Annotated in this window: 13 protein-coding genes and 1 pseudogene; 11 read left to right on the top strand and 3 right to left on the bottom strand. The window is 72.6% G+C overall.

From position 1 onward, the window contains the following. Nucleotides 1-31: 31 nt before the first annotated feature. Both AC067M_RS23420 and AC067M_RS23425 read right to left on the bottom strand, forming a co-directional pair. Complete coding sequence (locus tag AC067M_RS23420) at nt 32-1,666, bottom strand: APC family permease (protein ID WP_478698957.1); 1,635 nt, start codon at nt 1,664-1,666, stop codon at nt 32-34. 156 nt (nt 1,667-1,822) lie between these two features. After that, nucleotides 1,823-2,230 carry a CoA-binding protein gene (locus AC067M_RS23425; RefSeq protein ID WP_478698958.1) on the bottom strand — a complete coding sequence of 136 codons (408 nt, stop codon included), beginning with the start codon at nt 2,228-2,230 and terminating at the stop codon, nt 1,823-1,825. Nucleotides 2,231-2,366: 136 nt separating this feature from the next. On the opposite strand from AC067M_RS23425, the gene AC067M_RS23430 reads away from it, so the two are divergent. The 5 genes from AC067M_RS23430 (at nt 2,367) to AC067M_RS23450 (ending at nt 8,665) form a co-directional block, all read left to right on the top strand. After that, nucleotides 2,367-3,164: a hypothetical protein gene (locus AC067M_RS23430; RefSeq protein WP_478698959.1), complete on the top strand. Its 798-nt coding sequence runs from the start codon at nt 2,367-2,369 to the stop codon at nt 3,162-3,164. Continuing rightward, entirely contained in the window at nt 3,161-3,706 is a 546-nt protein-coding gene (locus AC067M_RS23435) for a SixA phosphatase family protein (RefSeq protein ID WP_478698960.1), read from the top strand. The genes AC067M_RS23430 and AC067M_RS23435 overlap by 4 nt, the downstream gene beginning before the upstream one ends. Nucleotides 3,707-3,791: 85 nt before the next feature. Next, on the top strand, nt 3,792-4,418 hold the full coding sequence (locus tag AC067M_RS23440) for a YigZ family protein (RefSeq protein WP_478698961.1): 627 nt from the start codon (nt 3,792-3,794) through the stop codon (nt 4,416-4,418). Nucleotides 4,419-4,514: 96 nt separating this feature from the next. Next, nucleotides 4,515-5,678, top strand: coding sequence for an exonuclease SbcCD subunit D (locus AC067M_RS23445; protein ID WP_478698962.1), 1,164 nt, complete (start codon nt 4,515-4,517; stop codon nt 5,676-5,678). After that, nucleotides 5,675-8,665 carry an AAA family ATPase gene (locus tag AC067M_RS23450; RefSeq protein WP_478698963.1) on the top strand — a complete coding sequence of 997 codons (2,991 nt, stop codon included), beginning with the start codon at nt 5,675-5,677 and terminating at the stop codon, nt 8,663-8,665. The genes AC067M_RS23445 and AC067M_RS23450 overlap by 4 nt, the downstream gene beginning before the upstream one ends. Here AC067M_RS23450 and AC067M_RS23455 read toward each other — a convergent pair. After that, entirely contained in the window at nt 8,659-9,105 is a 447-nt protein-coding gene (locus tag AC067M_RS23455) for an Lrp/AsnC family transcriptional regulator (protein WP_478698964.1), read from the bottom strand. The two genes, AC067M_RS23450 and AC067M_RS23455, sit on opposite strands and share 7 nt — an antisense overlap. A 122-nt stretch (nt 9,106-9,227) precedes the next feature. Between AC067M_RS23455 and AC067M_RS23460 the strand changes: the two genes are divergently transcribed. From AC067M_RS23460 to AC067M_RS23485, 6 genes and pseudogenes are all read left to right on the top strand, one after another. Next, on the top strand, nt 9,228-9,713 hold the full coding sequence (locus AC067M_RS23460) for a rhodanese-like domain-containing protein (RefSeq protein WP_478698965.1): 486 nt from the start codon (nt 9,228-9,230) through the stop codon (nt 9,711-9,713). A gap of 42 nt (nt 9,714-9,755) precedes the next feature. Further along, nucleotides 9,756-10,586: a transglutaminase-like domain-containing protein gene (locus tag AC067M_RS23465; RefSeq protein ID WP_478698966.1), complete on the top strand. Its 831-nt coding sequence runs from the start codon at nt 9,756-9,758 to the stop codon at nt 10,584-10,586. Nucleotides 10,587-10,783: 197 nt separating this feature from the next. Continuing rightward, nucleotides 10,784-10,885 (top strand): annotated as a pseudogene (locus AC067M_RS23470) (VOC family protein); the annotation flags it as partial. 67 nt (nt 10,886-10,952) lie between these two features. Then, on the top strand, nt 10,953-11,579 hold the full coding sequence (locus AC067M_RS23475; protein WP_478698967.1) for an RNA polymerase sigma factor: 627 nt from the start codon (nt 10,953-10,955) through the stop codon (nt 11,577-11,579). Next, complete coding sequence (locus tag AC067M_RS23480) at nt 11,576-12,634, top strand: CU044_5270 family protein (protein WP_478698968.1); 1,059 nt, start codon at nt 11,576-11,578, stop codon at nt 12,632-12,634. Before AC067M_RS23475 ends, AC067M_RS23480 begins: the two co-directional genes overlap by 4 nt. 63 nt (nt 12,635-12,697) lie before the next feature. Next, nucleotides 12,698-13,213, top strand: coding sequence for an immunity 21 family protein (locus tag AC067M_RS23485; protein WP_478698969.1), 516 nt, complete (start codon nt 12,698-12,700; stop codon nt 13,211-13,213). Nucleotides 13,214-13,252: the final 39 nt, after the last annotated feature.

Consider the following 13,252-nt stretch of genomic DNA (forward strand, 5'->3'; position numbering starts at 1 on the left):
CCCCACATTGTGGGTACCCCCTCACGGGGCGTCAGTGCACCGGTGCCTCCACGACCGTGACCTCCTCGATGCTCCGCACGATGTCCTCCGTGCGGGACGCGGACGCCTTCGCCCAGTAGTAGATCGCCAGCGAGAACACGGCGATGACCAGCATGTCCCACCACAGGCCAAGATGCCCCTGACCGCCGAAGCCGCCCTGCCACGAGATCAGCCCGAGGCCCAGCAGGTACACCGGCAGCCACCGCGCCGCCTTCCAGTCGAGGCGCGGCGCGTCCGGGAGCCCGGCACTGACGGCGTACCAGGCGTACACACCCAGCAGCACGTAGCCGATGACGATGGCCACCCCGAGCCGCCACAGCGTCTCCCAGCCGGCCCAGTACACGATGAGGTTGGCGACCACGAACGACAGCGGCGCGACCACCTTGCCGCCGGGCAGCCGGTACGGTCGCTCGCGGTGCGGCAGCCGGTCGGCGAACACGCCGTACGCCAGCGGGGCACCCGCGTACATCAGCACGCTCGCCGAGGTGATGAAGCCGACCAGCTCCTGCCAGCTGGGGAACGGCAGGAAGCAGACCACTCCGGTCACGAACGAGACGATCAGGCCGAACCAGGGCACGCCCCGCTTGTCGGTGTGGGCGAACACCTTCGGGGCGTAGCCGTTGCGGGCGAGGCCGAAGGAGACGCGGGAGGTGGCGGTGGTGTAGATCAGGCCGGTGCCGCCGGGGGAGATCACCGCGTCGACGTACAGCACGACGCTGAGCCAGCCGAGGCCCACCAGGGTGGCCAGGCCCGCCCAGGGGCCGCTGATGCCGTCGAAGTGCAGCTTGGCCCAGCCGTCGGCGAAGGCGGAGTGGGGGAGGGCGGCGATGAACACCACCTGGAGCAGCACGTAGACGACCGCGCCGACGGCGACCGAGCCGAGGGTCGCCCGGGGCAGGTCCCGCCGGGGGTCCCGGCTCTCGCCGGCGAGCTGGATCGCCTGCTCGAAGCCGAGCAGGGCGAAGATGATTCCGCTCGAACTGATCGCGCTCAGCACGCCCTTGGCGCCGAACGGCGCGAAGCCTTCCGAAGTGAAGTTGGCCGGGTGGAAGTTGCCCGCCGCGATCACGAAGATGGCGACCAGCGGTACCGCGATCTTCCACCAGGTGGCCGCGCTGTTCGTGTGCGCGAGCACCCGGACACCGAGGAAATTGACGGCCACGAAGACCGCCATCAGCAGAAGGGCGACCACGAATCCGGAGGCCGTGAGGGTTCCGTCGGTGTGCTGGAAACCGTGCGCCCAACTCCAGTGGCCGGCATAGCCGATCATCGCCTCGACCTCGATCGGTGCGACGGTCGCCGCCTGGAGCCAGGAGAACCAGCCGAAGGACATTCCGGCCAGCCCGCCGAACGCGTAGTGCGGATAGCGGGCCGTGCCGCCCGCGACCGGGAACATCCCGCCCAGCTCCGCGTGGACCAGCGCCAGGAGCACGATCGCTACGGCCCCGATCACCCATGACACGATCGCGGCGGGACCGGCCACCACGACCGCCTTCTCGGCGCCGTAAAGCCAGCCGGAGCCGATGATGGATCCGACCGAGGCCCACATCAGCCCGATCAGTCCGACATCCCGTCGCAGGCCGCCCGGGTTTCCCTTGAACTCTGGAATTCGGTCGACGCTTACCATTTCTTAAGGCGCCTCTCATGAAATTCATGAAATTCACGCGGACGTCGTCTGCCGTGAATCGGAGCGCTCAGATTAAGAACGTAAAAGCGTCAACTGAAGGGTGTAGGGGGAATCTTGACCTGCGTGCGGGTGTTTCCTGGGTGACTCTTCATGAAATCAGCGCAGGCGTGGAATCTCGATTGCCGGGCAGCGGTCCATCACCATCTCCAGGCCGGCGGCGCGTGTGCGGTCGTAGGCGTTCGGGTCGATGACGCCGAGCTGGAACCACACCGCCTTCGCGCCCTTGGCGACGGCCTCGTCCGCGACGGCTCCCGCGAGGTCGCTGTTGACGAACACGTCGACGACGTCCACGGGGAAGGGGATGTCCGCGAGGGAGGCGTAACCCTGCTCTCCGTGCACCGTCTCCGCCTTGGGGTGGACCGGCACGATCCGCTTGCCGAAGCGCTGGAGCACCTCCGCGACGCCGTAGGCCGCGCGCCGCGGGTTCGTCGACAGGCCCACCACCGCCCAGGTGTCGCCCAACCCGGTGAGGATCCTGCGGACCGTTGCCTCGTCGCCGTACACCGGCGGCCTCCTCTGATCGGAAGGGAGCTGAAGGGACCTGTAGGAACGGATGCCCACCCCGGTCAACAGCGTACGAGGCGTCCTGATTCCGTGCCGTCGTACTGCGGACGGCCCCCCGCCCGCCTACGCTCACCCCGTGCTGCGCATCATCGACGCCCGAACCGGCGAACCCGTTCCCGCCGCCCCCGTCCGCCGTGGCCTGGCCCGGGTCGAGGTCCACGCCCCGAGGCACGGTACCGGCGCCCTGCGTGTCCTGCTCGTCGCCGACCTGCTCGTCCGGGCCCTGGAACTCGGCGGCACGCCCGTGGTGGCCCTGCTCGCCGGTGGCCGGGAGCGGGCGGAGCTGCGGGCGGCGGGGGCTGCTCTCGGTGTCCGGCCGTTCGAGGAGGGCCCGGAGCTCGCGGGCGGGATCGGGTCGGCCCAGGCCCTGCGCGTGGTGGGGGAGGACGGCCCGGCACCCGGGGAGGCCGGTGGCGCCATCGCGCCCGTGCTCCCCGAGGAGGCCGGGGGCGCCGTAACGCCCGCGCTCCCCGACGAGGTCCGGGTCGTCGTCGCGCGTGTGATCCCCGATGCTCCCGTGGCGCCGGACGCCGACCCCGCCGTCCTTCGCCTCGCCCTGCTCTCCCACCATCACCGCGAACCCGTACCGCTCGACGCGGAGCGGCTCGGCGCGGCCCGCGACACCCTCGTCCGCTGGCGCCACGCCGTCGCCGAGTGGGCGCGGCGGCCCTCGAAGCCGGTGCCGGAGGACGTGAAGGAACGGCTCCGTACGGCCTGGGACGACGATCTGGACGTACCCGGGGTCCTGGGAGTCCTGCGGTGGGTGGAGGAGGCCGGGCCGGAGCTGCCGGACGGCGCCCGGTTCGAGACGTACGCGTACGCCGACCGGCTCCTCGGCCTCGACCTCACCCGCGACCTGGGAGCCTCGGCGTGACGCCGCGCTCGGGAGCGGGACCGCTGCGCCGCCTGGTCGTGCTGCGGCACGCGAAGTCCGCCTGGCCGGAGGGCGTCCCCGACCACGAACGCCCGCTCGCCCCGCGCGGGCGCCGCGACGCCCCGGCCGCCGGACGCGCGCTCGCCGAGATCGACTGCCTCCCCGATCTCGCCCTGTGCTCGACGGCCACGCGTGCGCGTGAGACCTGGGAACTCGCCTCCGCCCAGTGGGGGACCCCGCCGCCGGTCCGCCACGACCCCCGGCTGTACGCGGCCGACGTACCGGAGCTGCTGCAGGTCGTCCGGGAGGCGCCCGCACAGGCGGCGACAGTGCTGCTGATCGGGCACAACCCGGGCCTGGAGGAGCTGATCCTCGACCTGGCCGGGGACGGCCTCGACAACCTGCTGGACGAGGTCCGCCTGAAGTTCCCGACCTCCGCGATCGCGGTCCTCACCTGGCGCGGCACCACCTGGCGCGACCTCGCTCCCGGCACGGCGCTGCTGACCTGGACGGCCGTGCCCCGGGGGAAGAAGGGCGGCTGATCCGGCGCACCAGGGTCTTTCGTTTGGATCAGGCCGGCCCCCGCGAGCCCGGCATGATCCGAACGAGAGGCCCTAGGCTGGCCGGATGCAGGACGAGTACCGCACCGTCGCCCGCGCGGGTGTGCACGAGACCGAGGTCAACCGCTCCCGCTTCCTGTGCGCGCTCGCCCCGGCGGCCACCGAACAGGAGGCCCAGGACTTCGTCGCGGCCGTCCGCAAGGAGCACGCCGACGCCTCCCACAACTGCTGGGCCTACGTCATCGGCGCCGACGCGGCCGTCCAGAAGGCGAGCGACGACGGCGAACCCGGCGGCACCGCCGGCGTCCCCATGCTCCAGATGCTGCTGCGCCGCGACATGCGCTACGTCGTCGCCGTCGTCACCCGCTACTACGGCGGGGTCAAGCTCGGCGCGGGCGGCCTCATCCGCGCCTACGGCGGCGCCGTAGGCGAGGCCCTCGACGCGCTCGGCACCCTCACCCGACGCCGCTTCCGGCTCGCCACGCTCACCGTCGACCACCAACGCGCCGGCAAGCTCCAGAACGACCTCCGCACGACCGGCCGCGACGTACGCGACGTGCACTACGGCGAGGCCGTCATCCTCGAGATCGGCCTCCCGGACGCCGACGTGGACACCTTCCGCGCCTGGCTCGCGGACGCGACCGCGGGGACGGCGGGGTTCGAACTGGGGGGAGAGGCGTACGGGGACGCCTGAAATGGGCATAAGTGACGGTTTCCGTGAGCCCTCATGACGGGGCGATACGGGAGTAACCGCCCGTGGTGTCGGACGCGGCCGTTAGTCTCGGGGATCATGAGATTGCTGCACACCTCCGACTGGCACCTCGGCCGGGCGTTCCACCGGGTGAACATGCTCGGTGCCCAGGCCGAGTTCATCGGGCATCTCGTCGCGATCGTGCGGGAGCGTGAGGTCGACGCGGTGGTCGTGTCGGGGGACGTGTACGACCGGGCCGTGCCGCCGCTCGCGGCGGTCGAGCTGTTCGACGACGCGCTGCACCGGCTCGCCGACCTCGGAGTGCCGACGGTGATGATCTCCGGGAACCATGACTCGGCGCGCCGCCTCGGGGTGGGCGCCGGGCTCATCGGCCGGGCGGGCATACACCTGCGGACCGAGCCGTCGGCGTGCGGGACGCCGGTGGTGCTGGCGGACGACTTCGGCGACGTGGCCTTCTACGGGCTTCCGTATCTCGAACCCGCCCTGGTGAAGGACGAGTTCGGGGTGGAGAAGGCGGGGCACGAGGCCGTGCTCGCCGCCGCCATGGACCGGGTCCGCGCCGACCTCGCCACGCGCGCGCGTGGCACCCGCTCCGTCGTCCTCGCCCACGCCTTCGTCACCGGCGGCGAGGCCAGCGACAGCGAGCGGGACATCACCGTCGGCGGAGTGGCCGCCGTGCCTGCCGGGGTGTTCGACGGCGTCGACTACGCGGCCCTGGGCCACCTGCACGGCTGCCAGACCATCACCGAGCGCGTGCGCTACTCCGGCTCGCCGTTGCCGTACTCCTTCTCGGAGGCCGGGCACCGCAAGACCATGTGGCTCGTCGACCTGGACGCCGACGGGGCGGTCACGGCCGAGCGGATCGACTGCCCCGTGCCGCGCGCCCTGGCCCGGCTGCGCGGCACGCTGGAGGGCCTCCTCGCCGACCCGGAGCTGGCGCGGCACGAGGAGGCGTGGGTCGAGGTCACCCTCACCGACGTCGTCCGCCCGGCCGACCCCATGGCCCGCCTCACGGAGCGCTTCCCGCACACCCTCAGCCTCGTCTTCGCCCCGGAACGGGCGCCGGACGACCCCGACGTGTCGTACGCCCGACGCCTGGCGGGCCGCAGCGACCAGCAGATCGCCGAGGACTTCGTCACCCATGTGCGCGGCGCCGGTCCCGACGCGCGTGAGCAGGAGGTGCTGCGGGACGCCTTCGACACGGTCCGCGCGGACGACGCGGTGCGGGAGGTGGCGCGGTGAGGCTGCACCGGCTGGACATCACCGCCTTCGGGCCCTTCGGCGGTTCCCAGAGCGTCGACTTCGACGACCTGTCCGCCGCCGGGCTCTTCCTGCTGCACGGACCGACGGGCGCCGGGAAGACGTCCGTTCTGGACGCCGTGTGCTACGCCCTGTACGGCTCCGTGCCGGGAGCACGGCAGAGCGGCCAGGGCCTGACTCTGCGCAGCGACCACGCCGCCGCCGGCACGCGCACCCAGGTGACGCTCGAACTCACCGTCGCGGGGCGGCGCTTGGAGGTCACCCGGCAGCCGCCCTGGGAACGGCCCAAGAAGCGCGGCTCGGGGACGACGCTGGACAAGGCCCAGAGCTGGCTGCGCGAGTACGACACCACGGCCGGCGCCTGGAAGGACCTCAGCCGCTCCCACCAGGAGATCGGCGAGGAGATCACCCAGCTCCTCGGCATGAGCCGCGAGCAGTTCTGCCAGGTCGTACTGTTGCCCCAGGGCGACTTCGCCCGCTTCCTGCGCGCCGACGCCGAAGCGCGCGGCCGACTGCTCGGCCGACTGTTCGACACCCAGCGCTTCGCCGAGGTCGAGAAACGCCTCGCCGAACGCCGACGCACCACCGAGGCACGGGTGCGCGAGGGCGACGCCGCGCTGCTGGCCGACGCCCACCGCATGCAGCAGGCCGCGGGCGACGCCATGGAACTGCCGGACCTGGCACCGGGGGAGCCGGGGCTCGCGGAGGCGGTTCTAGCCGCGGCCGCCGTCGCCCGCAGCACCGCACGGGAGCAGCTGACCATCGCCCACCGCGGCCGCGCCGCCGCCGAGGCCGCCCAGGCCGCCGCAGAGCGTGCCCTGTCCGACGTGCGCGAAGTGGCCCGGTTGCAGCGGCGGTTCGCCGAGGCGCGGGAGCGGGCGCAGCGACTCGAGGAGCGGGCCGAGGCCCATCGTGAGGCGCAGGCGCGCATGGAGCGGTCCCGCAAGGCGGAGGCGGTGGCGCCGGCGCTGGAGCTGCGCGAGGCGGCGGAGGCCGAGCACCGCAGGGCGGCCGCCGCCGAGGCACGCGCGCGTGCCCTGCTCCAGGACAGTCACGCGGACGCCGGTGCGAGCGGACTCGCCACCGCGGCCCGCCGGGCCGCCGAGGAACTGGGCGGCCTGGAGTCGGCTCGCCGCGCCGAACAGCGCCTCGCCCAACTCGTCGCCGAGCGCGCCGACCTGGACCGCCAGGAGCGCGCCGACGAGGAGGTCCTGGCGGAGACCGAGGGCTGGCTCGCCGGATGGGACGCGACCCGCGCGGACCTCCAGGCCCGCATCGAGTCCGCCCAGGAGGCCGCCACCCGGGCCGAACAACTCGCCGTACAGCGCGAGCCCGCCCAGACGCGGCTGCGCGCGGCCCGGCTGCGGGACCAGCTAGCCGGGGACACCGAGGAGACCCAGCGACAGGCCCTCGCCTCCGAAGAGCAGGCACTCCGGGCCAAGGAGCACTGGCTCGACCTGAAGGAGCAGCGCCTCGACGGCATCGCCGCCGAACTCGCCGCCCACCTCACGCCCGGCGAGCCCTGCGCGGTCTGCGGCGCCACCGAACACCCCGCTCCCGCGCGCAAGGACGCCGGGCACGTCGACCGCGAGGCCGAGGAACAGGCCCTCGCCGCCTACCAGCGCGCGGAGGAACGGCACGCCGAGGACGAACGGCGCCTCGGCGTCGTACGAGAAGCACTCGCCGCCGCCACGGCCGAGGCCGGCGACACCCCGACCGACCGGCTCGCCGACGAGGCCGAGGAGTTGGAACGGCTCCACGCACAGGCGCGCCGGTACGCCTCCGGACTCCACGCGGCGCACGAGGAGCTGCGGCGGGCCGAGCAGGAGCACGAGCGGCGGACCGCCGACCGGCAGCAGGCCGCGCTCTCCACGGCGACCAGGACCGCCCGCCGGGACACCCTGGAGCGCGAACGCGCCACCCTGGAGGAGGAGTTGGCGCAGGCCCGGGGCACCGCGGACAGCGTGGCCGCGCGGGCCGCCGAGCTGGAGCGGCAGGCGTCCCGGCTCACCGAAGCGGCCGACGCCGTACGGGCCGCCGAGGAGAGCGCCGAGCGCCTCAAGGCGGCCGACGGGCGGCTCGCCCAGGCCGCCTACCGCGCCGGGTTCGAGACTCCGCAGGGCGCGGCGGCCGCGCTCCTCGACGACACCGCCCACCGCGAGCTGCAACGGCGCCTCGACGCCTGGCAGACCGAGGAGACGGCCGTACGCGCGGTCCTCGCCGAGGCCGACACCGCGGCCGCCGCCGAGCAGCCGCCCGCCGACCTCGCCGCGGCGGAACGGGCCGCCACCGACGCGGCCGCCCGGCTGCGTGCCGCCGCCTCCGCCTGGGACGCGGCCGCCCGCCGCTGCACGGAGCTCGACATGCTCTCCGCGCGCGCGGAGACCGGCGTACGACGCCTCGCACCGCTGCGCGAGGAGTACGACCGCGTGGCCCGCATGGCCTCCCTCACCGCGGGCACCTCCGCCGACAACGAGCGCAGGATGCGCCTGGAGTCGTACGTCCTGGCGGCCCGCCTGGAGCAGGTGGCCGCCGCCGCGACCGTCCGTCTGCAGCGCATGTCGTCCGGCCGCTACACGCTCGTCCACTCCGCCGACCGGGCCGGCCGCGGCCGCAGCGGCCTGGGGCTGCACGTCGTCGACGCCTGGACCGGCCGTGAGCGCGACACGGCCACACTGTCGGGCGGCGAGACCTTCTTCGCCTCGCTCGCCCTCGCCCTCGGGCTGGCCGACGTCGTCACCGACGAGGCCGGCGGGGTCCAGCTGGACACGCTCTTCATCGACGAGGGCTTCGGCAGCCTCGACGACCAGACCCTGGACGAGGTCCTCGACGTCCTCGACTCCCTGCGCGAACGCGACCGCAGCGTGGGTATCGTCAGCCATGTCGCCGACCTGCGGCGGCGGATCCACGCCCAACTGGAGGTCGTGAAGGGCCGCTCGGGGTCGGTGGTGCGGCAGCGCGGTCAGTGACCCAGCGGGCGGCGGGGGAGCGGTGAGGAGTAGACGACGCTGGTCGTGACCGACCCCAGCGCGCCGATCTTGCCCGACACCTCCTCCAGGTGGCGCATGGACCGGGCGGTGACCTTGATGACGAAGCAGTCGTCGCCGGTCACATGGTGCGCCTCCAGGATCTCCGGCGTCACGGCGACGAGGTCGTGGAACGGCTTGTAGTTGCCGTTCGGATAGCGCAGCCGCACGAACGCGAGGATCGGCAGGCCGAGCCGCTCGGGGTCGACGACCGCCGCGTATCCCTGGATCACCCCAGCCTCCTCCAGCCGCCGCACCCGCTCGGTCACCGCACTCGGGGACATCGAGACGGCCCGGGCCAGCTCGGCGAAGCTTGCCCGGCCCTCTCGCTGGAGGACGTCGAGGATGCGCCAGTCGGTGGCATCCGGAGAAAACGTGGTCATAGGACGGGGATAGCAGGGGAATCACCGGCTGATCAAGGAATGTGCCGGGGAAGATGCCTTCAGGGTAGTGATCATCGGCCTTAGATTTCAGGTCATCAAGACCCCGAGAGAAAGGCCGGACCATGCGCCTCGGTACGACCACCGCCGCCAACCCCGTTCTCCGCGTCGCACCCGCCGCCCCGGCCGAGGCCGCCGCGTACTTCCGTGCCGGCCTCGTCTTCCACGCCGACGTCTCCGACGTCGCCGCCGCCCTCGCGGCCGACGATGACCCCGGGTTCGTCGTCCTCGACGCCCGCTCCACCGAGTCTTGGGACCAGGGCCACATCCCCGGTGCGGTCCATCTGCCGACCGCGCTCATCCCCGAGCAGGCCAAGCAACTCCTCGACCGGAGCGTGCCGGTGGTGACGTACTGCTGGGGCCCCGGCTGCAACGGCGCGACCCGCGCAGCATTCGCCCTCGCCGAACTCGGCTACCAGGTCAAGGAGATGCTGGGCGGCTTCGAGTACTGGGCCCGCGAGGGATTCGAGTTCGAGACCTGGCAGGGCCGCGAGCGCCGCACCGCCGACCCGCTGACAGCGCCGGTGGACACGGAGGACTGCGGCTGCTGACTCCGACCGGGATGTCAGAGCAAGCTCCTACCATGCTCGGTCATGACCGCTGACGTGCTCAACTACGCACTGCCCGGCCCCTTCACGACGCTGGACGCGAACCAGCTCCCGCTCATCGAGAAACTGCCGGACGATCCCGTCGGCATCTGCGCAGCGGTGCGGAGCCTGGTCATCCAGCCCACGGACGCGGCGGCGTCAGGGATTCCCGAGGACCGGATCGCGGAGAAGAACATCCGGCCGGTCAACGAACTGATCGCCGTGCTGACTGCCCTGGACCCGGCCCCACTGCACCGGCCCCGAACGCCCGAAACGCGAGTGATCGGCACCTGCCGTCACTTCGCCACGATCGCCTGCGCGATCCTGCGGGCGCGTGGTGTCGCCTCCCGCGCCCGGTGCGGTTTCGGCACCTATTTCCAGGAGGGGCGCGGCTTCGACCACTGGATCACCGAGTACTGGGACGAAGACCGGCACCGATGGGTGCGCGTCGACACCGAACACCTCGGCAGCGACTTCGTCGCCCGCCCGGACGATCTGGCTCCGGGCGAGTTCCTCACCGGCGGCGAGGCATGGGCCCGGTACCGAGGCGGCATGATCGATCCGCACACTTTCGGCGTGGTCGGCACCGATCATGCCTGGGGGCCGCACGAGATCAGCGGCAACGTCGTCCGCGACCTCGCCGCGCTCTGCAAGCAGGAGACCCTGAACTGGGACGAGTGGGGCCGCATGACCGCGGCCTACGAGGGCGGCACCGGCCCCGATTACGACCAGCTGATCGACGTGGTCGCCGATGCCTGCGCCAAGGACGATCCGCAGGCTTTGACGCGACTGTTCACCCACGTGGACCTGGCCGTGCCGCGGCGCATCGTCGGTTGAGGCAGGCTGGAAACTGCCTGGCGATGTGGGTGTTGTCGTGGCTGGCGAGGGCCAGTTCCTGGGTGCGTTGGAACAGCAGCCGGTGGGCGGCGCCGAGTCGGGCGGCGACGACGCGGGGGTGATGTCGTCGGCTGCGGCGGTGCCGGTGGTCGCCGCGAGCACCGGCGGCGAGGCATGGGCCCTCTCGGCCAGTGCGCACCATGCCGCTGCTCGAGGAGCCGTGGGGCAAGCGGCTCTTCCAGGTCACCGACCCCGACGGAGTCGTCGTCCAGTTCGTCGAACGGGCGCGACCCGCCTGAATGGTCTCACTATCGTTGCGTGACGCAGACCACAGGAACTCCTCCCGGGTCGCGGAGAGAAGTGGTCGTGAGGGACTCAGAAAACGATGTACGCCGTCGCGTGCGCGAGGGGGACCGTGAGGCGTTCGCCCAGCTGTACGAGGAGTTCGCCCGTGCCGTGTACAACCACGGGCTGCGGTTGACGGGCGACTGGTCGACGGCCGAAGAGATCATGTCCGAAACGTTCCTGACCGCGTGGCGGACCCGCGCCCGTGTTCAGGAGGAAGGCGGCACCCTGCTGCCGTGGCTGCTGGGCATCGCCACCCACAAGGCGGACAACGCCCGCAGGGGGCTGCGCAGACGGCAGTTGTTCCTGGCGCGTCAGCCACAGCCGCGTGCGGAGGAGGACTTCGCTCCCAGGACGGTCGGGCGTATCGACGACGCACGGCGCCTGCGTGCCGTGCAGGCCGCGTTGGGCCGGCTGCGCCGCCAGGAGCGGGAGGTGCTGGCCCTGTGCGTGTGGTCCGGCCTGGACTACCAGCAGACGGCGGAGGCGCTGGGCATCGCCGTCGGCACCGTACGCTCCCGCCTCTCGCGTGCCCGCAAGAAGCTCGCCCGCCTCGCGGAAGAAGACCGGGAACTGCCCACCGCCCGCGGAGAGATGACAAGTGCGGCCGCGATCGCGGCCCTGCCCGTACGGGAGGAGCTCACATGAACGACAGGACCACCGGCGCTTCCCCGGAGCGGCACGGCGACCGCGAGGAGATCGCCCGCCTGCTGCCGGCCCCGGCCGACTGGGACCTTCCGCACGAGCAGCACCTTCGACACAAGGACTTGTTGATGCACCACATCGACCGCGACCAGGCCACCCCTGCGCGCCCCGCCCACCCGGCCCGTCGGCTGCTGCGGCCCGCGCTCCTGGCGCCGGCGACCGCGCTGGCCCTGGCCTGCGCACTGGCCGCGGGAGTGGCCCTGAACGGCAGTGACCGCAAGCCCTCCGACACCGCCTCGCACCGGGCTGCCACGGACATGCGGCCCGCCGCGGCGCTGCTGGACCGGATCTCCGTGGCCGCGGAGAAGCACGCCACGCCCACCGTGCGGGACGACCAGTTCGTCTACACCCGGGAGAAGGTCCGCGGGGCCGACCTGACCAGCGGCAAGGCCGTGCTCGGCCCGCTGATGGACCGCGAGAAGTGGGCCGCGCAGGAACCGGGACCCCTGCGCAAGCTCGGCCTGATCCGGGAGGACGGAGAGACCTTCCCCGTCAACGCCGAACTCGGCGACACCGACGGCACACCGGCCGGCATCAACCGGCCCACCTACAGCTGGCTCAGCTCCCTGCCCACCGACCCCGACAAGCTGCTCGCCTACCTGTACGCCAAGACCCCGGCCGCGCAGGGCCGCGAACGCGACCAGGCGGTGTTCGAGCAGATCGGATCCCTGCTCGGCGGGGTGATGCCGCCCCGCACGGCCGCCGCCCTCTACCGCGCCGCGGCGAAGATCCCCGGCGTCACCCCGGACCCACAGGCCCGCGACGCGCTCGGCCGCCGTGGCCTCGGCATCGCCCGCGACGACACGCGCTACGGCATCCGGACCGAGTGGGTCTTCCACGAGAAGGACTTCACCTTCCTCGGCTCCCGCAGCTACCTGACCAAGGACACCTCGTACGGAAAGGCCGGAACCCTGCTCTCCAGCGCGGCCGAGCTGGAACACGGAGTCGTCGACAAGGCCGGCCGACGGCCCGCCGACACGGGGCGGACCGGGGCCTAGCGTCATCCGGCGTCATCCGCCGGGTTGCGATGTGCGGCCCCCTCGCCTGTAGGTTTTTGCGCCATGGTGAGATACGCGGAACCGGGCGCGGCGGAATGGGTGGAGTCGGGCGGCGGGCCGCTCATTGCGGTACCCGAGGCGGTGCTGCCGTTCTGGGCGGGCGCCGACGGGGAGGAGACGGCCTCGGACTACGACCGGGCCTGCGAGGTGGACGGCTTCATCGGGCTGCTGCCCGTCGGGGACAGCGCGGCGCTCGTGTTCGGCGACGAACCGGCCTCCACCACGTACCTCCCGGACCACGGCACGTTCGTGCGGTGGGCCGCCGCCGACTCCGAGGAGGAACTCCTCGCCCAGGTGCCGACCGCGCTGGAGACGGCACTGTGGGAGCCGGAGGTGCGCTGGAGCGTCCCCGGCCCGGTGCTCCTGTTCGACGCCGCCTGGCCGGGCAACGACTCCACCCGCGCCGACCATGTCAAAGTCGCCCTGGCCCCCGGCCACTACGCCGTCCGCGCGGCCAACGTACAGCCGGGGCCGGAGACTTGGCTGGGACTGGTGCAGATAAGGAAGCTGGCGGACTGAGCCGGGGACTGAGCCGACGCGCGGGCGCCGTGAAAAACA

The sequence above is a fragment of the Streptomyces sp. NPDC043427 genome (assembly GCF_056436655.1).

Coding starts and splice junctions, on each gene's coding strand:
- AC067M_RS23465 (WP_478698966.1), top strand. CDS start 9,756: ATGACCGCTGACGTGCTCAACTACGCACTGCCCGGCCCCTTCACGACG.
- AC067M_RS23485 (WP_478698969.1), top strand. CDS start 12,698: ATGGTGAGATACGCGGAACCGGGCGCGGCGGAATGGGTGGAGTCGGGC.
- AC067M_RS23460 (WP_478698965.1), top strand. CDS start 9,228: ATGCGCCTCGGTACGACCACCGCCGCCAACCCCGTTCTCCGCGTCGCA.
- AC067M_RS23455 (WP_478698964.1), bottom strand. CDS start 9,105: ATGACCACGTTTTCTCCGGATGCCACCGACTGGCGCATCCTCGACGTC.
- AC067M_RS23440 (WP_478698961.1), top strand. CDS start 3,792: ATGCAGGACGAGTACCGCACCGTCGCCCGCGCGGGTGTGCACGAGACC.
- AC067M_RS23480 (WP_478698968.1), top strand. CDS start 11,576: ATGAACGACAGGACCACCGGCGCTTCCCCGGAGCGGCACGGCGACCGC.
- AC067M_RS23420 (WP_478698957.1), bottom strand. CDS start 1,666: ATGGTAAGCGTCGACCGAATTCCAGAGTTCAAGGGAAACCCGGGCGGC.
- AC067M_RS23445 (WP_478698962.1), top strand. CDS start 4,515: ATGAGATTGCTGCACACCTCCGACTGGCACCTCGGCCGGGCGTTCCAC.